Origin of the sequence: Nodosilinea sp. E11 (assembly GCF_032813545.1) — a bacterium.
Classification (GTDB): Bacteria; Cyanobacteriota; Cyanobacteriia; order Phormidesmidales; family Phormidesmidaceae; genus Nodosilinea.
Genome location: NZ_CP136520.1, coordinates 3,835,437 through 3,855,876, shown reverse-complemented (window position 1 = coordinate 3,855,876; position 20,440 = coordinate 3,835,437). Strand labels below are relative to the sequence as shown.

Genomic DNA, 20,440 nt, shown 5'->3' with positions numbered 1-20,440 from the left:
AAAGCTGAAGCTCTAGAGCCAGTTTGCGATCTGGCGATCGCGGCGCACAGCCATCGGCAACCAAGCTCAGGAGACAGGAGCATTGCAGGGGATGTAGTTATCAAAGATCATGGACACCTCAGTCAGGCCAGTTCAGCAATCTAACGTTGCAATCACGGCAGCAATTGAGGCGAGGGTTAACAGATAGCAATGCTTAGGCGGCTAGTCATCGACCGAGGTTTAGGCCCGATTGGTTTAGAATCACCACAGATAACCCTTTACCTCTGTCACTCGGGATGGCTCAGTCTTCTACTCCCCGCCGCCTGCAAACTAGCCCTTGGGATCGTCTGGTAGCCTTTGCCACCAGCGAAACCGTGCTCTACGTGGTCAAGCGCATCTTGCAGGCGGCCTTGACCCTGTTGTTGGCATCCGCCCTGAGCTTTTTCGTGATTCAGCTGGCACCGGGAAATTTTCTCGACCAATATCGTCAAAGTCCCCAGTTCTCACCCGAGACCCTGGCCCAGCTTGAGGCGCAGTTTGGGCTCGACCAACCGGTGTGGCGGCAGTACCTGAACTGGCTCTACCAAGCTCTGTTTCGGGGAAACTTCGGCCTGAGTTTTGCCTACCAGCGCCCGGTGGTCGACCTGCTATGGGAGCGAGTGCCCAACACGCTGCTCCTCTCCTTTGCCGCGATCGTCGTAACCTGGGTCATTGCGCTACCCATGGGTGTGATCGGAGCCGTCAATCAAAATCGCTTTCTCGACAAAGCCCTGCGGGTGATGAGCTACATGGGCCAGGGCATGCCTACCATTGTTACCGGCCTGTTGCTGCTGTTTTTTGCCCAGAGCGTTGCCCCGCTGTTCCCCATCGGCGGACGTACCAGCATCATCCACGATGACCTCAACTGGTTTGGCCGCATTCTCGATGTGGGCTGGCACCTAATTTTGCCAACCTTGGCCCTGAGCATTACTAGCTTTGCCGGGCTTCAGCGCATTACCCGAGGTCAGCTACTGGATGTGCTGCGGCAAAATTACATTCAAACCGCCCGTGCTAAAGGGCTGTCTGAGAATCGAGTGGTGTACATTCACGCCCTGAGAAACGCCGTCAACCCCCTCATTACTCTGCTGGGGTTTGAGTTTGCCAGCCTGCTGGGGGGCGCGTTTATCACCGAGACTTACTTCAACTGGCCTGGCCTAGGAAAGCTAATTCTTGAAGCGGTGCAGGCCCAAGACTTGTATCTGGTCATGGCCAGCCTGATGATGGGGGCGGTGATGCTAATTATTGGCAATTTGCTGGCCGATTTGGCCCTCAGTTTTGTCGATCCTCGCATTCGTCTATCTGATATGAACTAGCACCATGGTGTCTCAGCTCTACTATTTACTGCGATCTCGCGCCGACGGCAGCTACCTGGTAGCCCGCCCCCAAAGTCAGGGCAATCCTGACCAGCCGCCACCCACCGGGTTTCTGCTGGTGTTTACTGCCGATTACGATGCCCTTAGCTACCTCAATGCCCATGCCCCTGATCTGAGCGACAAGTTTGCCACCGAAACCATCACCGCCTCTAGTCTCAAACCCCTCATCAACCGCTGGGGTTTTCAGGGCTTGGGTATGGTCAATGACCCACGCCTGCCCCAGGTAGAGTTTTTTAACCGCAGCTAGTTGAGCATTTGAGTTCCACCACAATAGGTGACCCTAGCGCCTACGCAGGCCAGCCACAGGCTTAGGCTTGGGGGTGCCTTTAGGGGCGGCCACACCCGATCGCCATCAGTTCTGGCTAGAGCGAGTAAAGAGCCTGAAATAAATTCCCTGGCTCAGTTCTTTGATGGGAAAAGCTAGATAGGTCAGCGGGTTAATGGTGACAATGATATTGCGCACGTTGCGCTTAGCCAGTGCTACGACCGCCCAGGCGACCCAGTCAGCAGACATCACCCCAATTGGGTTGAGGTTGCTCTTAAACGGCCCCAAAATTACTTTGCGCACCACGCAGGGGGCATCCAGCCGCCGCAGGCTAACAATATCGCCCATCAGTCGCTTCGAGACCTCGTACAGCGGGCTAAAGGCCGGGCTGACCTCCGCCTCAGAAGTATTGACCCACACTTCTTTATTGGCCCGCTGAGGCGAAGTTTCTACCGTGCTAAAAAACACCTCCATCAGCCGGTAGCCGGAGAGAGCATTGGCGTCTAGGGAGATGTCAATGGCCGAGGCCGTGCGATCGCCGTGCACATTCAAGCCATGATTAATCACCAGAATGTCTACCTTTTTGAGGGCTTCGCGGAGGTCAGCCTCGGCTCCTGGCTGCCACTGCCAGCAGGGAACGCCGTCTTCAAAGGTGGCCTGGGAGGAGGTCGTTAGGGCGATCGGACGGGCCTTCTGACGGGTGAGTTCTTGCACCAGGGCTCGGCCCAGGGTGCCCGACGCACCTGTCACGGCTACGGTTTTACCCTTTAGCGAAACAGCTGTGCCCATGAGCTTGTCCAGTCCGGTAAAGTAGCCGGCAAAGTAGGCGTTGGTGTCGTCGAAATGGTGCCGCCAGTGGTAGGTGCGATTGACCCGCCAATTGCCAGGAATCGTGGTGAGTTCGCCAGGTTCGTGGGTGAGATCGGTAGCTAGCCACCAGCCTTGGGAACGAGCGATCGCCGCAGCCAAAAAACTTACGCTGTAAGCCACCCCCAGCCATAGACCATAGATGCCGGTAGCCAGGGCCAACCCCGCCAAGGCCGCAACCATGACGATGGCCTCTGGAGCATCATTATAAAGCTGAGCCTGGCGGTACAGGGTTGGGCTCACAGGGGTAAAGTCTTTTTTGTAAGCCCGGTGATGCCAGTTGTGCAGCCGCATTAGGGGCGTCCAGTAGTGGCTAACCACATGGTACACATCTCGTATAACCTCGGCGATCACAATGGCGATCGCACCCCACAACCCCTGCAAAACAAGCGTTTCAAGCGGCATACTATTCCTACACCAAGTCGAGCAACTCACATTCTGACACGACTTGATGCGGGGCGCAGGACTCTGGGTCATCCCGATCGCCTGAACAGAACGTGCAGAACTTTAAACCAACAGTAAGCCCAGAACCTGGGTTCTGGGCTTACTGTTTACGACTGGGATGATTTATCCGAACCCATCGCACTAAGCCGACGGCTGTTCGTCAGCGGTGACTGGTGGCCCCACGGGGCGAGATACTTCAATACCATTTTCTTCAAGGACTACCGTAGGCTCGCTGCCGCGCATGTCAATGCGTTTAACCAGCACCTGCCCGTTAGACACTCGCTGACCAGCCCTGACATATTGGCTGCCCGAGCCAGTTTGCACCACCGCAAAGTTTTCGCTGCCAATGGTCATTACCCCAGTCACCTGAACCGCTTGGGCCAGGGTGGGCTGAGGTAGCGCTGGTAGAGGGGCCAGTGGGGGTGGGGTACCGGCGGCGGGCTGCCCCGCCCCTGGAACCCCAGGGGTAGCTCCAGGAGAAGCTGCGCCGGGAGTACCGGGAGCCGTTGCCGTGGGTGGCAACCCGGTTCCACCAGGAGTAGTGGCCCCTGGGGCCACGCCAGGAGTGCCGGGGGCGACCGCCGTAGTCCCTGCTGCAGGAGCACCGGGGGTAGGGCTACCACCTGGGGGCGGGGGCGGAGCAATTATCTGAGGCGGCGGCGGAATGGGGACTGTAGCAAAGGGGTCGGTACGACCATCGCTAATTTGCTGTAGACGCTCGTTGGCATCGGTTGACTGAATCAGGTCGGCTCGGGCAATGGGGGATAGCTGAGGCGCAACGGGAACTAGAGGTTCGGCAAACTCTTGATCAGTGACTATCTGCTCGTCGGGAATCGGTACTGGCTCACCGGGCAATGCTTCCCCAGGCAGGGGCTCTACAACGGCCGCATCCATCTCTCCAGACCGCTGGGCCAGGAAGAGACCCATGAATGGAGTGGAGAGCAGCATCGTTCCTAGACCCCCTAGGCTCAGGATCAGGCTGTTACGAGCCCACTTTCGACCCCAAAATTTAATGCAGAAGACTAGCAGCGCAAAGGGAACCAATAGCGATAAAAGCCCCCATACAGGGCTAACCCGGAAGGCATCGACGATGCCAACAATGCTACCGGTGATAGCTAGCAAAAGGCCTAAGATAAACAGGACTAAAAATGCGATCGCCCCCATGCCCGAGTCTCCTTGCTTCCTGAGCCAATCTTCCTCAACGATAGCTCAATTCTGCCGAGGCAGAACGATCTAGGCCAGTTCGTCTTCACCAGAGGCCATGAGAGTCTTCAAGTGCTTGAGACCCTGCTTCACTCGGCGTGACACGGTAACGGCACTAATGCCCATACGTTCAGCGGTTTCTTTTTGGGTAAGGTCGTAGAGAAAGACAAACTCCAGCACTTCGCGGGTGCGCTGCTCTAACTGATGCAAAGACTGTTGAAGCCGGATTTGGTCTTCTTGAGCTAGCTGGAAACTCTTGTATTTTAAGTCGGGCAGCAAATCGCCCAGGCAAGTCGATTCTTCGTCTTGAACAGGGGCATCAAGACTGAGGAGCGATCGGTTGCGGTTGGCCAGCTTGACGTCTTGCCACTCGGCACAGGATATATCTAGAGCGGTAGCAATTTCGAGGTCGTTGGGCAGACGGCCCAACTCTAACTGGAGCTGGCGAATCACGCGGATCGACTGGCTCTGTAGCGCCTGCCACCGGCGCGGAATCCGCATGGAGGTGCTCTTGTCGCGGAGGTAGTGCTGAATCTCGCCGCGAATGTAGGGAATGGCGAAGGAGCTAAAGGCATAGCCCTTGCCCATGTCAAAGCGCTCAATGGCCCGAATTAGGCCGAGGCTACCGACCTGCATGAGGTCGTCAAAGGTTTCGGTAGACTGCTGTAGCCAACGATAAGCCTCGCGCCGCACCAGCCCGATATTGAGTTGTACTAGTTGATTCCGCAGGTCTAGATTGGGATGGCTCTGATACTGCCGCAGCAGCTCTAGGGTGTTGCCTTTGGCTTGAAATCGAGAGGTGGTAGCGACCATGGCGATGTCAGGAAACGTCAAATCCAGCGGGGCAAACCGATAACTATGCTTCCCAGAGGGGCAGCCAGGTCAGGCAGTTGCGATCGCAGTTCACAACAGCGGGGTAAACCCTACTGTTAAGGCCTGGTCGGTAGCTGTCAGACATAGGGCAACGCATAGAAGTAAAGGATCGTGTGCTCGTGATATCAGCCTAAGGTTGGAGGCAGAGAGTCACAATAGCGTATCTACGGAGACGCACCAACTCGTTTTACCAGTATAGAAGCAGACGATTCTGTTCTCGCGATGGCTGACACTAGGGCCGCCAAAGTAAGCTTAGAAGCGGTAAATCAAGTCAGATTTCTACATTTACTAAGCCAGGAAACCTTTGTTTCATAAGGGGTTTGGCCCAATTTACGCAACTACCATCGCTTTGTGAATTTTTGGCAAAGCCAGCCGATTTACACAGGACTAAATGGCTAAATCTAAGGTTTTGAGCGTGAAAATAACCAATATAACGGGGGTCAACCTTCAATATGCCTCAGTATTTTCCCTAGATGAAGGCTAGAAACGTTACACAAAATCTCAAGAATTGGACCCGGTCAAGATGCTTGGGGAGCCCATAGATGGATCGATTTTCTCACCCCCTGCTCATCTGGCCACCTGACAGCAATGGCAAGATCAAGCTGAGGCGGGCAATCGCTGGGATTGGGCTCTTCATGCCTTGCTTCTACAAACGCAATTAAATGGTAAACAAGCCGCATAACCAGTATGGTCTTCTTTCACACTCGCCCAGCCTGGCAACTCCCCGAGGGGAAAGCAACCCCAGAGCGGATCTTTTGGCAGCGACGGCGGTTTATGAAGTCGCTGATTGGCGCTGGAGTAGGGTTAGCGGCGGCCTCAGCGGGGGCATGCCAGCAGTCTCAAACTCTAGAGTCTGACCTAGAGCACACCTTAGGAAAACCACTCTCAGGGATAGCACGCAGTCCGGCTTTCGCCGATGCGGGTCGAGAGCCAACGGCCCAGCGGTATGCCAGTAGTTACAACAACTATTACGAGTTTGGCGGTAGCAAAGCTATCTGGGCTAACGCCCAGGCTCTGCCGACCGATCCCTGGACGCTGACCGTCACCGGCCTCGTGAAAAACCCGACCACCTACGATCTGGCTGATCTGACTCAGCGATTTACCCTCGAAGAACGCATTTATCGGTTTCGCTGCGTCGAAGCCTGGGCGATGGTGGTGCCTTGGATAGGCTTCCCCATGCGGGCCCTAATGGCGGCGGTAGAACCAACAGCAGCAGCGAAGTACGTGCGGTTTACCTCCTATTACGATCCGGCGGTTACCCCTGGCCCTAGTTTTGGTATGCCCCGCGATTTGCCCTGGCCCTACACAGAGGGTCTCACCGTTGAAGAAATGGCCAACGACCTAGCCTTTTTTGCCGTGGGGGTCTATGGCCGCACACTACCTAAGCAGCACGGTGCGCCTGTTCGCATGGTCGTGCCCTGGAAGTATGGGTTCAAGGGAGCCAAGGCTATTGTCAACATTGAGTTTGTAGCTGCGCAACCCGCCACCTACTGGAATACCCTGGCCCCTAAGGAGTATACCTTTGAGGCCAATGTTGACCCTGCTGTACCTCATCCTCGCTGGTCACAAGCAAAGGAACGACTAGTCGGTGAAAGCACGGCCCTATTTACCTGGGAGGAGCAGCCAACGGTGATTTACAACGGCTATGGGGAGTATGTAGCGGGTCTGTACGCCAGGTAAAAAAGGGGTGGGGAAATTAGGCCGCGATCGCGGCTTTGACGACCTCGGCATCTAGATCTTTGCCAATCACCACTAGACGGGTTTGGCGCAACTCGGCAGGCCGCCAGGGGCGGTCAAAGAACGCGTCGAACCGCTGACCAACGCCATGTACAACCAACCGCATCGCCTTGTCGGGCACGTTGACGAAACCCTTGATGCGATAGATTTCGTGGCTGGCGGCAAGCTGTTCTAACCGCTGCACGAGAGCTTTAGATTCAAAACCCTGATCAAGCACCACCGGAATAGCCACAATGTCGTCGTCATGGTCATGATCGTGCTCGTGGTCGTGGTGGCTAGGGCGGCAGTCTAGATCGTCTTCGACAGCGGCGTTAAAGCCAAGCAGCAGGTCAGGGCTGATGGCTTTGCCCTCGACACCCAATACTTTGACAGGCCGGGGGAGTTGAGTGGTCAACCATTGCTCAATACGGGTGCGATCGCCTTCACTGACCTTATCCACCTTGGTCAGCAGCACTAGGTCAGCGCAATTGAGCTGGTCCTCAAAGAGTTCTTCGAGAGGCGTTTCGTGGTCGAGGCTATCGTCGGCTTGGCGCTGGGCCTCTAGAGCAGGCAGATCGCCCACCAGATCGCCTGCGGCGAGCGCTTCGCAATCGACTAGCGTGATCACGCTGTCGACCGTGGCGGCAGTGCGAATCTCGGGCCAGCGGAAGGCCTGAACTAGAGGTTTGGGCAGAGCCAGGCCAGAGGTTTCAATCACAATGCAGTCAATCTGGTCGCGGCGCTCTATAAGCTGCTGCATGGTGGGCAAAAATTCTTCTTGCACGGTGCAGCAGAGGCAGCCGTTGGCGAGCTCCAAAATATTGATGGCAGGCGCGGCGGTATCCCCGTCTTCGTCGCACACTTGGCAGCTCCGCAGCAGGTCGCCATCAATGCCCACTTCGCCAAACTCATTGACGAGTACAGCAATGCGTCGCCCCTGGGGGTTTTGCAAAAGCTGACGAATCAGGGTAGTTTTGCCCGCCCCCAGAAAGCCAGTGATGATGGTAACTGGAATTTTATGCATAGCCTGCCAAAAGATCGCTGCCCCTCAACCTAGCACGAGGGCGAGAGGTAAACAGCGACAGTGTCAAGGCATGAATGAGCAATCAATTCTCCCGTGAGGAAAGAACGTCATGTTTGATGTGAAGCTGGCGTTGATTAAGTCCCATTGCAACGATCAAACGTCTTTGACAGTTAGGCGGCGATCGCCGCCTAAACTGAAACCATAGCGGCCCAACGTTGGCCTATACCAAGTTCAGCTCGGAATCTGTAGTTTTTCCACAGGCAGAACTCGACGTCTGGACTTGGATGAAGTTTACCTGTTGATCCAGATCCCAGGGCAACATCATCGTCAAGACCGCTGCCCTGTCCAATGGCATCGCCATGAAACCGTTACCATCGATCGACGCCAGCCAACTACTCGATTTCAGCACCGCAGCTATGGCTGTGCTCACCTATCTCCACGACCGTCTGGGGTTTGACCTGTGGATGGTGACCCGTACGGAAGGCAACGACTGGATCGTCCTACAGGCTAACGACCAAGGCTATGGAGTTAAAGCTGGTGACGTCTTTAGCTGGACCGATTCCTTTTGCTCCCGCATGATCGAAGGCGAAGGGCCGCGCATTGCTCCCTGCTCCGATGCTGTCGCCGCCTATGCCCAAGCGCCCATTGGGCAACAGGTTAAAATTGGGGCCTACGTCGGGGTACCTCTGGTCAACGAAGACGGCTCGCTATTCGGCACCCTCTGCGCCATAGACCCGGTTCCGCAGCCTGCTGTCATTCAGCACGAGCTACCCCTAATTGAGCTACTGGCGCAGCTGCTCAGCCGCATTCTTCACGCTGACATGAGAGCCGCCGAGCAAACTCGCTTGGCAGAGCACCTGCAAATCGAGGCCCTCACTGATGTGCTCACCGGGCTATACAACCGCCGTGGCTGGGATCAATTGCTTGATAAGGAAGAAGAGCGCTGCACCATCTATGGTTATCCCGCCTGTATCATCGTTGTGGATGTAGCAGGGCTCAGGGCTGCCAGCGAACCTGAGGGCCAGGCTGGGGCAGACCAGCTCTTGCAGCCAATCGTGGCGCTACTCAGGCAACTAACTCGCAAGCAAGATATTCTGGCTCGCATCAGCCGCAACGAATTTGCCATGCTCTGTGTAGATTGTGCCCTCGTCGAAGGAGAGCACATCAAACAGCGCCTAGAACAAGCTCTGGAGACCAGCCAGATTCAGGCCTCGGTTGGCATTGCCGGACGTCACCCGAGCCAGGGATTACGGTGGGCCTGGGCCAATGCAGATCGCGCCAGGTATACCGTTCAGCAGTCCTAGCCATCAAATTCTCTTTGAACCGCGTTCCCTTGAACCGGGCTTTGGAGGGGTAGAGTAAGCGGACGACAAACGGCCTCCCAAAAAAAAATCAGACTAGTTTGACAAGGATGTACCCTTTCCCTATACTGAGAAATGTCGAAAAAAACAGGCCCCCATCGTCTAGAGGCCTAGGACACCTCCCTTTCACGGAGGCGACGGGGATTCGAATTCCCCTGGGGGTATCGGTTACATTTCACTAAAACAAAAGCCTTGCAGGAGTCAAAACCTTGCAAGGCTTTTGTTTTAATAATCCTTTAAAAGGGTGTACCTTTTCCCTATACTGAGAAATGTCGAAAAAAACAGGCCCCCATCGTCTAGAGGCCTAGGACACCTCCCTTTCACGGAGGCGACGGGGATTCGAATTCCCCTGGGGGTATCGGTTACATTTCACTAAAACAAAAGCCCTGCAGGAGTCAAAACCTTGCAAGGCTTTTGTTTTAGTAACCGGTTAGACATCTGTATCAGACTGAATCCTGTTTGGTTACCCCCGGTTCGGCAGGGTACATGCCATGCGACCCTATAGCTTGGCCTTTTGGGACTCGGGGTTATGCAATTCAAATTTGGTATCAACCCTGATTGGCCTTAATCAACCTTAATTACCCTTTGTTTTTAGGCCAATTTTTAGGCATGGCTAGTTCGGCAAGCTGAGGCAGGTCAATGGAGGATGACAAGTCCGGGGACTGTCCAGTACTGTAGGGGTAGCGCTTGAGGGGTAGCGCTTGACGACCGTAATGAGCCTGTTTTAGGGGAACCCAATGGTTTTTATCGCCCTACTGGCAACCGCAGTTGGAATTTTCTCGGCCCTCGGATTAATCGTGGTTGGGCTAGTAGAAGCCCCCTGGCAACTGCTGTTGGTAGGGCTGCTAGCGGCGCTGTATGGCCTACAGCGGCAAATTTGGGCGCTCGAAGCCGCCAATCTGACCGATCGCCCCCTGCCACCCCTTGGAACAGATATCGCTATCACGACCCTAGAGACACCACAAAAGACAACAGGGTCAACACCACCAGCCGCCTCAGCTTTGGAGCCATCTTCTACGACCTCTTCTGACGCGCCCAGCAGCGCCGATGAACACGGCGACGAACTCACCTATCGAGGGATTCGCTATCGCTTAGCGAAGCCGACTACTAAGGCATCAGCTGATACGCCCAACCAGGTAGAGGGCATCTATCGAGGGCAGCGGTGGCAGCGCTAAGCAGTGGTTGCCTCTGTTATGACCCTCACCAACTCCTCTCTCTTCTATCTCTCCTGGGCTGGGGCAAAGATGCTCTCGTCATGGTCAAAGGCCTTAAACTCTAGGGCATTGCCGCTAGGGTCAACAATAAACAGCGTCGATTGCTCTCCTACCTGGCCCACAAAGCGCTGATAGGGTTCGATTAAAAACTTGACCTGGGCCTGGCGCAGACGATCGGCCAAAGTGTGCCACTCAGCAGGGGTCAGAATCACCCCCCAATGGCTAACCGGTACTCCACGACCATCGACTGCATTAGTGGGGACTGTGGACCGCAGCTCAGTCACCAGGTGGGCCGTAATTTGATGGCCAAATAGATTGAAATCAATCCAGGTGGGGGAGGTGCGCCCCACCGTACAGCCCAGCACCGTTTCATAGAAATGACGCGTGCTCGCTAGGTCGTACACTGGAAACGCCACATGAAAAGGGCGGAGCATAGTCATGTCCTCTGGGTTTACAACATTGGCTAAGGGCAAGAGTTCTGACCCCTGGGTGGATTCTAACCACCGTCTTTACGCACTCACCCACTGCACTCTTTACACCGGCAGCGAGGTGTTACACGACCACGCCCTGGTGATTGATGGTTCAGGCATTGTCGATGTGGTGCCCGAGATCCAGCTGACCACTGACCTGCCTCGGCTAGATGGGCAGGGCTGGGCAGCGGCCCCTGGGTTCATTGACCTACAGCTCAATGGCTGCGGTGGGGTCATGTTTAATGATGCCATTACCGCCGATACCCTGGACACGATGCATCGTACTAACCTCCAGAGTGGCACTACTAGCTTTTTGCCGACGCTGATTACAGCCCCCGATGAGGCCATGATCGAGGCGATCGCCCTCGTCACCGACTACCGCCGACACCATCCCCATCGGGTGCTGGGGTTGCATCTAGAAGGCCCCTACCTCAGCCCTAAGCGAGGCGGTATTCACAATCCAGCCTACATTCGCCCTGCAGACGCCGCCATGGTGCAGCGGATCGTGGCGGCGGGTCCAGACATCGTTAAGCTCATTACCCTAGCCCCAGAGGTGACGGCTGCCGAACAAATTCAGCAGCTAGCAGGGGCAGGCATTGTAGTATCTGCCGGGCACAGTGAGGCCAGTTTTGAAGCAGCTTTGGCCGGGTTTGACGCAGGCGTTAGCATGGTTACCCATCTCTTTAACGCTATGTCGCCCTGGCAAGGGCGCAGTCCAGGGCTAGTGGGAGCCGTTTTTAGCCGGGCCGATGTCTATGCGGGCATTATTGCCGATGGCCACCACGTCCACTACGGATCAGTTGGCCTGGCCCACCGCATCAAGCAAGATCGACTGTTTTTGGTGACCGATGCGACGCCTCCGGTGGGCACAACGCTAGAGTCGTTTATCATTGGCGGTCAGGAGGTGTTTTACCGCAATGGCAGGTGCGTGGCTGCCGACGGCACCCTGGGCGGAGCTGCCCTAACGTTGATTGAAGCGGTGGGCAACTGTGTGCGCCATGGGGGTATTTCTCTGGCAGAAGCCCTGCGGATGGCCACCTTATATCCCGCTCGGGCAGCTAGAATCGACCGTTATCTCGGCCAACTCGCCGCTGGCTACCAGGCAAACGTGACGCTCTTTGCCCCCCATAGCCTGACAATTAAGGGAGTGATCGACCAGGGAAGCCTGGCTTGGGTCAGTACAGCTTGATCGTCACGGCTTGATCGTTGGAGCAGATTGCTAGAGCCGGGGCCGAGGTAGCCCAGCAACTCGCTGTTGGAGCAGTTGAGCCGCCATCATTTGGCTGCGCAAGCTAATCCACAGACTGCATTGGTTATCGGCAACGGAAACTAGCGCCCCTGCCTGCTGTTCTGAAAATTTGCAGGCCAAGTGGTACAGCCGAGTGCGCTTGCCAGACTCCACCGTTAAGGCACGATAGTACAGCTCATTGTAGTGGTGAGTGCCATCTTGCAGAGCGCCATTAAACCAAAATTTAAACACCTGAATCTGACTTTCGAGCAGTACCTTGGGCAGCATGGAAGCTCTCTCTTGACCTATGTTTCAGCATACCCAGTTGGCCAATCAAAAGCTGATAGCGAGGTAGATTCAGCGATATCGCACTTTAGGTTGGACCTCTCATTGCACCGTTCTAGGAGATCTCTATTGGCAAATATGGCGGGCAAAAGCCGACTCGACCAGCGATCGCAAAATATCTATACTTAAGGGCTTCACCAGCAGTCCATCCAGCCCTGGCGTGTCTTCGCTATAGTCCCACTGGGGGCTAGCCGAGTCTGTCAGAGCCACAATAGTCATGTCAGGGGCCTGATCATGCTGACGGAGCTGGCTGACTAAGGGCTGCGACCAGTCTTGAAAGTTGTTGCCTACCAAAATTACTAAACTCGGAATCCCCTGGTTGACACGGCTAACAGCTTGCTCAGTAGACCTGGCTACAAATATGGGGTATTGAAGCCCAGTTTCCAAGGGATGAGCATCATTGCGGTGGAGACCCTCGGGGTCGAGCACTAGGATATAGCTACGGGTCAAGTTCATGGTTGGAAGCGACGCAGTTGCTTTCTATATTACCTAGGGCAAGAGTTGAGTTTTTGACGATTCAACCGTTTTTTCACCCTATTAACTAGGGTTTTGAGGTTATTTCAAAGGTTACGTCAAATCCAATTCTTCCATTTTTTTTAGCCTGTCTAAAGGCTTGTCGAAGTTCTTCCTTTGCGAAAGTCAAATTACATTGAAGTTATGCAAACTATTGATCTAAAGCCAGCCCATGGCTCAGCCTGTCAGTAACGTTTTGTGCCGAGCACGGCCCTGCCCCAGTCAATCCTAGACCAGGGTTGGGTAACCCTAGCTACAAAAACCCCTGGAGGGCTTTGCTATGGTTTAGCAAATAAAATTTGCTGTTTATAACGAAACCCAGTGGCCTCTGTATCAGTGCAGATTATTGAAGGCAACCCCCATCTGCGATCGCTTCTGGGCTGGCATCTTCAGCAAGCTGGCTACAGAGTCTTCCAGTCGGCAGATGTTGTTCGTACTCGCGATGTGTTTCAAAGTCGCCAGCCTGATCTGGTCATTCTTGATTCTCAACTGCCGGATGGCGACGGAGTAGAGCTTTGCAAGTGGCTCCATAGCCAGGGACAACCCTTGATTATGATTCTCTCAGCCTGCAATAGCGAAACTGACATCGTGACCGGCTTGCGGGCTGGAGCCGATGACTACATGACCAAGCCCTTTGGCATGCAGGAGTTTTTAGCCCGCGTAGAGGCGTTGACCCGGCGGGTGCGGTTAATGAGCGCGCCAGCCTCTCTCACCTACGGCGACCTAAACATCGATCTGGTGCAGCGACGGGTCAATTTTCGCGGCGACTACATCGACCTCACCCCCCAAGAATTTAGCCTGCTGTACGTGCTCACCCAGGCCGCTGGCGCACCCTTGAGCCGCACTGACCTACTGCGTCGGGCTTGGCCTGACGCCATTGACAACCCCAGAACCGTAGATACTCACATTTTGTCGCTGCGCAAAAAAATTGAGGTCGACCCCAGACAACCCAATATTATTCAGACCGTGCGCAACGTGGGCTATCGCTTTAATGTTGAGCGAGTCTCGGCTGAGGGCAATGGCCATAGCCCCAAAGCGAGCGTCAGTCTGGCATCATCCGCCTTGGGCTAACGCCTGGAGTTAGATGGCTGGGCATCGGGTTGGGAGGAAAGAACTCAGTTTCTCAGCCTCACCCAGACATGTAGCCGTAATTAAATTAGTCAAAACATTAATCAAGCCATCAACCGTTTGGGCGTTCCAACGGTATAGCCATAGCCGACATCATTAAGAGATTCTGCTTGCAACGATCCCTGTCTGTCATTCCCGTGGCAACGGGAATCCATTCGAGAGCAATTACGGGCTAGTGGATTCCCACCTACGCGGGAATGACGGCTTTGTCCTAACCTGATTGGCTATAGCTATCCATAGAGAAAACGACTCAATCTGAGCGGCCACAGCTTATAGATAGTTGCTTATAGATAGCTGCTGCTCAGACGTTTGATTTACTGGCCTGAGATTTATCTCCCTGGCCGGGGATAGGCGCGATCGCTCCTCTTGAGCCCCCCCGTCAATGGTTGCAGAATCAGCAATAGTCAATTTTGGTGAAATAGTCAATTTTGGTGAATTAGACTATAATTCAAACTACCCTATTCTCGGCAACCTCTCCCCATCGTGTTCACAACCCTTTCCCCTGCTGCTGCGCCCTTACCCTACGATCTGTTTGAGGCGATTGGAACCCTTAAAAAAGACCTCAACGCTGTTATTCTGGCCCACTACTATCAAGACCCTGACATTCAAGACGTCGCTGACTATATTGGTGATTCCCTAGGGCTATCCCGCCAGGCTGCGGACACCAACGCCGATGTGATTGTGTTTGCGGGGGTGCACTTTATGGCCGAAACCGCCAAAATTCTCAACCCCAACAAGCAGGTACTGCTACCTGACTTAGATGCAGGCTGTTCCCTAGCCGATAGCTGCCCGCCCAATGCCTTTGCTGCCTTTAAGGCGGCCCACCCCGATCACTTGGTGATCTCTTATATCAACTGCACAGCGGCCATTAAGGCCATGAGCGACATCATCTGCACTAGCTCTAACGCCGTCAGCATTGTCCAACAACTGCCCGCAGACCAAAAAATCATCTTTGCCCCAGACCAAAATTTGGGTCGCTACGTCATGCAACAGACCGGGCGCGATATGGTGCTTTGGCAAGGTAGCTGTATGGTTCACGAAACCTTTTCTGAGAAGAAGCTGGTACAGCTACAGATTAACCACCCTAAAGCCGAGATCATTGCCCACCCCGAGTGCGAGGCGGTAGTGCTGCGCCACGCCAACTTCATTGGCTCAACGACGGCCTTGCTCAAGTATGCCCAGCAGAGCAATCAGTCAGAGTTTATTGTGGTGACCGAACCAGGCATTATTCACCAAATGCAAAAGCAGGCACCAGGTAAAGTGTTTATTCCGGCTCCGCCCACAGCCGCCTGTGCCTGCAATGAGTGCCCTCACATGCGGCTCAACACCCTAGAAAAACTCTACTTAGCCATGAAAACCCGACAGCCGGAGATCACCCTCGACCCGGAGCTTCAGCGCCAAGCCCTTCAGCCTATTCAACGCATGTTAGAGATGAGCGCTTAGCACGGACTGGCAGTCTACTGGCCCTGGACAAAGCTCTTGAGTTCAGCAGCCATATGTTCAATCAGGTGATCATGATCTACTGCGGCCCGATCGCTTGCTTGCTCGACTCGCGTCACTACATCATCGGGTAGGTCGAGTAGAGCAACCAGCTTGCCGTAGGCCTCGGCCTCTTGCTGGTTAATCAGCTCTTCGCCGGGGGTACGAGCGCTGGCACTGATGACCTGGTGGCCCAGCTTGAGTACCAACTCGCGCTCGGCGGGGCTGGTCAGCCGGGGGACCAGCTCTTCGAGGGGCAGGTTTTGCATGAGGTAGTCACGCAGCTCATCGCGTAGAGTGGCCTGTTGGCTAGGCTCACTGGCAAACAGACGGCTAAACTGATCTAACATGACGCCAACTTCTTCGTCAGCCAGGTGACCATCGCTCCAAGCCATAGTTGACACAATGCGTAGCAACGTCATCTGGCTGGGGCTAATGGAGGGAGGAGAGGGTGGTTGTAATGGCATGGTAGGCTCCGAGGTAACTACGTCGGGTGGCTAATGTTGACAACCTAACACGGAGATTTCAAGGGGTTGGGTAACGTTAGCAATCTCTACATTTTTTGCCGGGGTAGGGGCGATCGCCTAGACGCGTCCTGCCAGATGGGCCAGCTGACGAGTGTTTTTGAGCCGCAGTACGCCCCGAGCCCGGTCTTCAACCAACCAGCCTTTCTCGGCCAGTTTAGTCATGATTTTTTGGGCTTCATCGGCAGTGATATCGGACAAATCAGCCAAATCTTTGCGCGGAATGTCAACCAACTCGACGCCGTCTTCCACCGATTCGCCATAGGCCTCTTGGATGGTGGTGAGAGTATTGGCAAGTTTAACGGCAGGGGGCTGATGACGCAGCTGAAAACGTAGATTAGTCTGACGCAATCGCTGCACCATAATTTGCAGCAGTCGGTGGTGCAGTTGAGGATCTTTAAACAGGGTTTGAATGAATCGCTGGGCCGAAATACTCATCAGCTTAACAGCGGTCATGGCGACGACATCGGTAGAGCGAGGCGACTCATCTAAAATGGCCATTTCGCCAAAAAAGTCGCCTTTGCCCAGTACGGCCAGGGTAATAGAGCTGTCTTCGGAATGGCGGCGGACCTTTACCCAGCCGGCCTCAATGAAGTACACAGCATTACCCCATGCGTCTTCCATCACCACAGCCCGGTTAGCGGGATAATCGTGGTGGGTGGCCACCGAAGTTAGCCAGTCTACGGTTTCGGGGCTAGCCGCCTGAAAGAGAGGATATAGTTCACTCAACGTATCAGCTTGCATAAAAAGCATAGATAGGAGATGAGACTCAGGGCTGGCTGGGCGAGGCCAAAGCTCATGGGGTACGATTTCCATGGTACCCAGAAACCTGAGCCAGGCCGAAACCTAGTCGCTATCTGGGCAGCCCAATCGCCGCTGCAATCTCACCTAGGGGCGATCGCAGCGCTTCTACATAGCGCGGCCAACCCACCACAATCGGCTGTCGGTGCATCAGCGTGTGGGGGTCAACGTCGGGTTCGGTAAAGCGAATGGGCTGCCCCGACAAATCGCAGCATATCAATCCCGCCGCCCGCGCTAGGGCTAAAGGACCTGTCGTATCCCACAGCTTGACGCGTCCATTGAGGTAAATGTAAAGACCTGCCTGGCCAGTAATCACCGCCAGCACCTTGAGGCCAAAGCTACCCAAGGACAAGAATTTGATTTGGGGAAAACGCTGGGCGATCGCATCTCCAAAGCGCCGCTCATCTTTATCACCAATTACCATCGACCACGCTTGATCGAGATCAAAGGGCACCTCCTGTGGTACCAAAACCGTTGGTTCGCCTTCCCCCGTTTGCTCAAATAAACCCCAGCCCGGACCACCCCAGACCAACTGCCGACCGACCGGCGCATAGATCCACCCGGCTTCGGGTACCCCGGCTACCACCCGCCCCACCATCACAGAGTAGTGATCTCGGCCCTGGATAAAATCATCGGTGCCATCAATAGGATCGACAAACCAGAGGGGACGTTGTCCCCCAGAAGCTAATCGTTGTCCCTCCCACTGGCGAAACTGTTGGGCCGTAGCTCGGTTTTCTTCAGTAATAATGCCGTCTTCAGGGAAAAGCACCTGCATGCCCGACAACAACTTTTGATCGAGGAGCTGATCGACCGTTGTGACATAGTCATCAACCCCTTTCTCAAATACCTGAAACGATCGCTGGGATTGCTGACTGGCATAATCACCACAGGCCATCAGCAGTTGGTGCAGGGCAGAGAGGTCAGAAGGACAAATGGGCGACATACCAGGCTAACCGCGAAACCCCAACAGCTGGGATAAGAAATCAGAGTGCAACCTTTACTCCCCACAGGGATAAAGGGCTTCTTCGTCAGTGTAGTCTGGCAGCGTTGCAGAGTACCACAAGAAATAGGTGCAAAAAATGGGTTGGCTAGCACAGGCTAGCCAACCCACCTAGGGAACGCGTGATGAATCTACTGAAGCACCAACTTAACGTTGGCGTTTTGTAGACCAGGACGCTTGACCTCAGCCAGGGTCTTATTGACCGCGTACTTTTGGTTAATAGAGTTGATTAGCTCAGTCTGGTTGTGCTTTTTAGCAACACCCCAGAGGTCAGCAATCAGATCAAAGGAGCCATCAGCATTACGAGACCAACCCAGATCGTACTCACCATCCAGAACGGCGACAAGGTCGGCGCGAACACGCTGGCCATTGTAACCGCGAACATCAGCTTCGGTCTTAGTGGCAATACCCAAGTCAGAGAGAGACTGCTTGAGAATCTCAGCATCGGTCACTTTGGTGCGAAGGGTGCTGAAGTGAGACATGGTGTTTCCTCCTGTAGGGAAAATGAGAGAGACAACGAGGTTTGAGAGAGACAAAACCAGCTAGCCACGGGCTATCTGATTACTAACTGCTAGCAAACGCTAGCCCTTCCCCCGGATACCGCCGGGAGGAAAGCCTTTAGAACTCCATCCGCTGATACTCAGCGACGGAGGCTGCCGCCGGACGGGCTCGCTGGCGAGCCCAGTCACGTAAAGCCGTAACCTGCTCACTCATCGTCTTCGACAGCGGCATCGTGGCGCGAATCGCCGCAATAATGTCGAGCTGAGTGAACTCACGTCCTTGGGCAAATGCTTCATACATGGCAGAAATCAGTCCTTGCTCAATTTCTGCACCTGAAAACCCATCGCAGACCTTCGTGAGCTGGTCAAGGTCAAAGCGCTCAATGTCGCGGCGGCGCTTCTGCAAATGGATTTGAAAAATATCTTTGCGCTCTTCGGAGTTGGGCAAGTCAACAAAGAAGATCTCGTCGAATCGTCCCTTACGCAAAAACTCGCTGGGTAGCTTCTCTACGCGGTTGGCAGTAGCCATGACGAACACCGGTGAGGTTTTCTCCTGCATCCAGGTGAGGAAGGTGCCGAAAATGCGGCTGGAAGTACCCCCGTCCGAATCCGATGACCCCACCCCGCCAGCAAAAGCCTTGTCAATCTCGTCAATAAACAAAATACAAGGAGAGATCGACTCAGCGGTGCGGAGTGCGTTGCGAAGATTGGCCTCAGAGCGCCCTACAGTAGAACCGTCGTATACGCGCCCTAGGTCAAGCCGCAGCAGAGGTAGCCCCCAAAGCCGAGACGTAGTCTTAGCAATTAACGACTTGCCACAACCCGGTACTCCCAAGATCAGCATGCCTTTGGGCTGGGGTAAACCATACTCTCGCGCCCGTTCGGTAAACGCATCAGAGCGCTGTTGAAGCCAGTGCTTGAGCTCTTCTAGCCCTCCCACAGAGTTCAGGGTTTCATCGACATCCATAAATTCGAGAATGCCATTGCGACGAATAAGCTGCTTTTTCTCCGAAAGCACAATGTCCACTTCTTCGGCGGTAAGGCGCTTGGCCATCACCCGAGCCTTACGATAAACCTTCTCCGCTTCGTCGCGGGTGAGCCCTAAGGCCGCTTTCAGCAGCTTTTCGCGCTCTTCGGTAGAAATGCTTTGACCCCGAGCCCGATTCATTTCAGTAGAGAGAACTTCGTCTAGCTCCGACATATCAGGCAGCGGGAAGTCGAGCAACACGACCTCTTTCTCAAGTTCGATCGGAATTTCTTGGACTGGAGACATGAGCACGATGGTTTTGCGAGTGCCCTTAAGCGCCACGATCGCATCGCGCAAACAGCGGGTAACCGCTGGGGAGTCTTTGAAGGGGTGCAGGTCTTTGAAGATGAAGATACCGGGTTCTCGCTGACGAATCACCCATTCCACAGCTGCTTCGGGAGAAACCGTATTGTTGTTTTGAGTGCCCGTCCCTGGATTCCCATACTCCACCATGCCCCGGGTCATAGTCCAGGTATAGACTCGCATAGGAGCTTTGATGTCTTGGTCTCTAGCGAGATGGCGAGCTACCACGGCAATGGTCTGCTCGGCGCGCTCTTCCTCGAAGGTGACCAGGTAGATCAGAGGATATTGAGCCTGTACCAGTACATTTAGATCCTCTCGCATGACCAAATCCCTTCTAAGACTTACGGGGCATTGAAACCGTTGTCTAAGCTAACTACAGCCCGACCAACCAAATCTGTACCTAGCAAACAACCAGTTCCCCTTCTTCACGGGAACCAGGGCTAGCGACGACGTCGGGGACGACGGCAGCACCCAGATCATCTCTGGTACTAGCACCAATCACTTGAGAAATTTCGACCAACTCACCCTCTCGGAGCACCACCGACGAGGCACAGCTTGGGCAACTGTGTACCCGATGGGTCTGACCGAAGGCAGATTCTAGACTTTCGTCGACGACCTCGCCATGGGTCAGATAGAAATCGATCGCACGCTTAGCAATGGAAGACATAGCCTCACCCTCAACGGCGGAGCGAATCTTTAACTGACGGTGCAGGTCGGGAGGTAAATACAACGTGACCTTAGTAGCTTTCTGCTCTTCCATAGCG

At 54.6% G+C, this 20,440-nt stretch carries 21 protein-coding genes and 2 tRNA genes; 10 read left to right on the top strand and 13 right to left on the bottom strand.

All coding sequences use genetic code 11. From position 1 onward, the window contains the following. Positions 1-275 precede the first annotated feature (275 nt). Together RRF56_RS19305 and RRF56_RS19300 are read left to right on the top strand one after the other, a co-directional pair. Positions 276-1,331, top strand: a complete 1,056-nt coding sequence (locus RRF56_RS19305) for an ABC transporter permease (RefSeq protein WP_317034787.1) — start codon at positions 276-278, stop codon at positions 1,329-1,331. Between the two features lie 4 nt (positions 1,332-1,335). Next, positions 1,336-1,638, top strand: coding sequence for a hypothetical protein (locus RRF56_RS19300; protein ID WP_317034786.1), 303 nt, complete (start codon positions 1,336-1,338; stop codon positions 1,636-1,638). A 105-nt stretch (positions 1,639-1,743) separates the two neighbouring features. On the opposite strand, the gene RRF56_RS19295 is transcribed toward RRF56_RS19300, so the two are convergent. From RRF56_RS19295 to RRF56_RS19285, 3 genes are all read right to left on the bottom strand, one after another. Next, a complete protein-coding gene (locus RRF56_RS19295) occupies positions 1,744-2,928 on the bottom strand; it encodes a bifunctional sterol desaturase/short chain dehydrogenase (protein WP_317034785.1) in 1,185 nt (394 codons plus the stop codon). 180 nt (positions 2,929-3,108) lie between these two features. Then, on the bottom strand, positions 3,109-3,915 hold the full coding sequence (locus tag RRF56_RS19290; RefSeq protein WP_317034784.1) for a hypothetical protein: 807 nt from the start codon (positions 3,913-3,915) through the stop codon (positions 3,109-3,111). Between the two features lie 285 nt (positions 3,916-4,200). Next, entirely contained in the window at positions 4,201-4,983 is a 783-nt protein-coding gene (locus RRF56_RS19285; protein ID WP_317034783.1) for an RNA polymerase sigma factor SigF, read from the bottom strand. A 747-nt stretch (positions 4,984-5,730) separates the two neighbouring features. Between RRF56_RS19285 and msrP the strand changes: the two genes are divergently transcribed. Continuing rightward, a complete protein-coding gene (gene msrP, locus RRF56_RS19280; RefSeq protein ID WP_317034782.1) occupies positions 5,731-6,723 on the top strand; it encodes a protein-methionine-sulfoxide reductase catalytic subunit MsrP in 993 nt (330 codons plus the stop codon). 16 nt (positions 6,724-6,739) lie between these two features. Here msrP and cobW read toward each other — a convergent pair whose 3' ends face one another. Then, the gene (gene cobW, locus RRF56_RS19275) at positions 6,740-7,783 is read right to left on the bottom strand and encodes a cobalamin biosynthesis protein CobW (RefSeq protein WP_317034781.1); all 1,044 of its coding nucleotides are present in this window, start codon (positions 7,781-7,783) and stop codon (positions 6,740-6,742) included. Positions 7,784-8,142: 359 nt separating this feature from the next. Between cobW and RRF56_RS19270 the strand changes: the two genes are divergently transcribed. From RRF56_RS19270 to RRF56_RS19255, 4 genes are all read left to right on the top strand, one after another. Then, on the top strand, positions 8,143-9,087 hold the full coding sequence (locus tag RRF56_RS19270; RefSeq protein WP_317034780.1) for a diguanylate cyclase domain-containing protein: 945 nt from the start codon (positions 8,143-8,145) through the stop codon (positions 9,085-9,087). A 148-nt stretch (positions 9,088-9,235) separates the two neighbouring features. Next, positions 9,236-9,308 (top strand) — tRNA-Glu (locus RRF56_RS19265). 121 nt (positions 9,309-9,429) lie between these two features. Further along, a tRNA-Glu gene (locus tag RRF56_RS19260) sits at positions 9,430-9,502 on the top strand. 379 nt (positions 9,503-9,881) lie between these two features. Continuing rightward, positions 9,882-10,319 (top strand): hypothetical protein, encoded by a 438-nt coding sequence (locus tag RRF56_RS19255; protein WP_317034779.1) that lies wholly within the window; start codon positions 9,882-9,884, stop codon positions 10,317-10,319. A gap of 44 nt (positions 10,320-10,363) precedes the next feature. Here RRF56_RS19255 and RRF56_RS19250 read toward each other — a convergent pair whose 3' ends face one another. Beyond that, a complete protein-coding gene (locus RRF56_RS19250; protein ID WP_410510497.1) occupies positions 10,364-10,798 on the bottom strand; it encodes a VOC family protein in 435 nt (144 codons plus the stop codon). Between RRF56_RS19250 and nagA the strand changes: the two genes are divergently transcribed. Further along, complete coding sequence (nagA, locus tag RRF56_RS19245; protein ID WP_317034777.1) at positions 10,797-12,017, top strand: N-acetylglucosamine-6-phosphate deacetylase; 1,221 nt, start codon at positions 10,797-10,799, stop codon at positions 12,015-12,017. The genes RRF56_RS19250 and nagA overlap by 2 nt on opposite strands. A 30-nt stretch (positions 12,018-12,047) precedes the next feature. On the opposite strand, the gene RRF56_RS19240 is transcribed toward nagA, so the two are convergent. Next, positions 12,048-12,344 carry a hypothetical protein gene (locus tag RRF56_RS19240; RefSeq protein ID WP_317034776.1) on the bottom strand — a complete coding sequence of 99 codons (297 nt, stop codon included), beginning with the start codon at positions 12,342-12,344 and terminating at the stop codon, positions 12,048-12,050. Positions 12,345-12,467: 123 nt separating this feature from the next. Continuing rightward, complete coding sequence (locus RRF56_RS19235; RefSeq protein ID WP_317034775.1) at positions 12,468-12,857, bottom strand: hypothetical protein; 390 nt, start codon at positions 12,855-12,857, stop codon at positions 12,468-12,470. Between the two features lie 378 nt (positions 12,858-13,235). Here RRF56_RS19235 and RRF56_RS19230 point away from each other — a divergent pair, with 378 nt between their 5' ends. Further along, positions 13,236-13,985 carry a response regulator transcription factor gene (locus tag RRF56_RS19230; protein WP_317034774.1) on the top strand — a complete coding sequence of 250 codons (750 nt, stop codon included), beginning with the start codon at positions 13,236-13,238 and terminating at the stop codon, positions 13,983-13,985. A 540-nt stretch (positions 13,986-14,525) separates the two neighbouring features. After that, on the top strand, positions 14,526-15,485 hold the full coding sequence (nadA, locus tag RRF56_RS19225) for a quinolinate synthase NadA (RefSeq protein WP_317034773.1): 960 nt from the start codon (positions 14,526-14,528) through the stop codon (positions 15,483-15,485). Positions 15,486-15,499: 14 nt separating this feature from the next. Here nadA and RRF56_RS19220 read toward each other — a convergent pair whose 3' ends face one another. The 6 genes from RRF56_RS19220 to RRF56_RS19195 all read right to left on the bottom strand — a co-directional run bounded on the left by RRF56_RS19220 (position 15,500) and on the right by RRF56_RS19195 (position 20,436). Further along, positions 15,500-15,988, bottom strand: coding sequence for a TerB family tellurite resistance protein (locus RRF56_RS19220; protein ID WP_317034772.1), 489 nt, complete (start codon positions 15,986-15,988; stop codon positions 15,500-15,502). 117 nt (positions 15,989-16,105) lie between these two features. Continuing rightward, on the bottom strand, positions 16,106-16,789 hold the full coding sequence (locus RRF56_RS19215; protein WP_317034771.1) for a Crp/Fnr family transcriptional regulator: 684 nt from the start codon (positions 16,787-16,789) through the stop codon (positions 16,106-16,108). Between the two features lie 109 nt (positions 16,790-16,898). Then, positions 16,899-17,789 (bottom strand): inositol monophosphatase family protein, encoded by an 891-nt coding sequence (locus RRF56_RS19210; RefSeq protein WP_317034770.1) that lies wholly within the window; start codon positions 17,787-17,789, stop codon positions 16,899-16,901. A 188-nt stretch (positions 17,790-17,977) separates the two neighbouring features. Next, positions 17,978-18,328, bottom strand: a complete 351-nt coding sequence (locus RRF56_RS19205) for a DUF1257 domain-containing protein (RefSeq protein WP_073606628.1) — start codon at positions 18,326-18,328, stop codon at positions 17,978-17,980. 136 nt (positions 18,329-18,464) lie between these two features. Next, complete coding sequence (locus RRF56_RS19200; RefSeq protein WP_317034769.1) at positions 18,465-19,997, bottom strand: AAA family ATPase; 1,533 nt, start codon at positions 19,995-19,997, stop codon at positions 18,465-18,467. A gap of 79 nt (positions 19,998-20,076) precedes the next feature. After that, a complete protein-coding gene (locus RRF56_RS19195; RefSeq protein WP_317034768.1) occupies positions 20,077-20,436 on the bottom strand; it encodes a hypothetical protein in 360 nt (119 codons plus the stop codon). Positions 20,437-20,440: the final 4 nt, after the last annotated feature.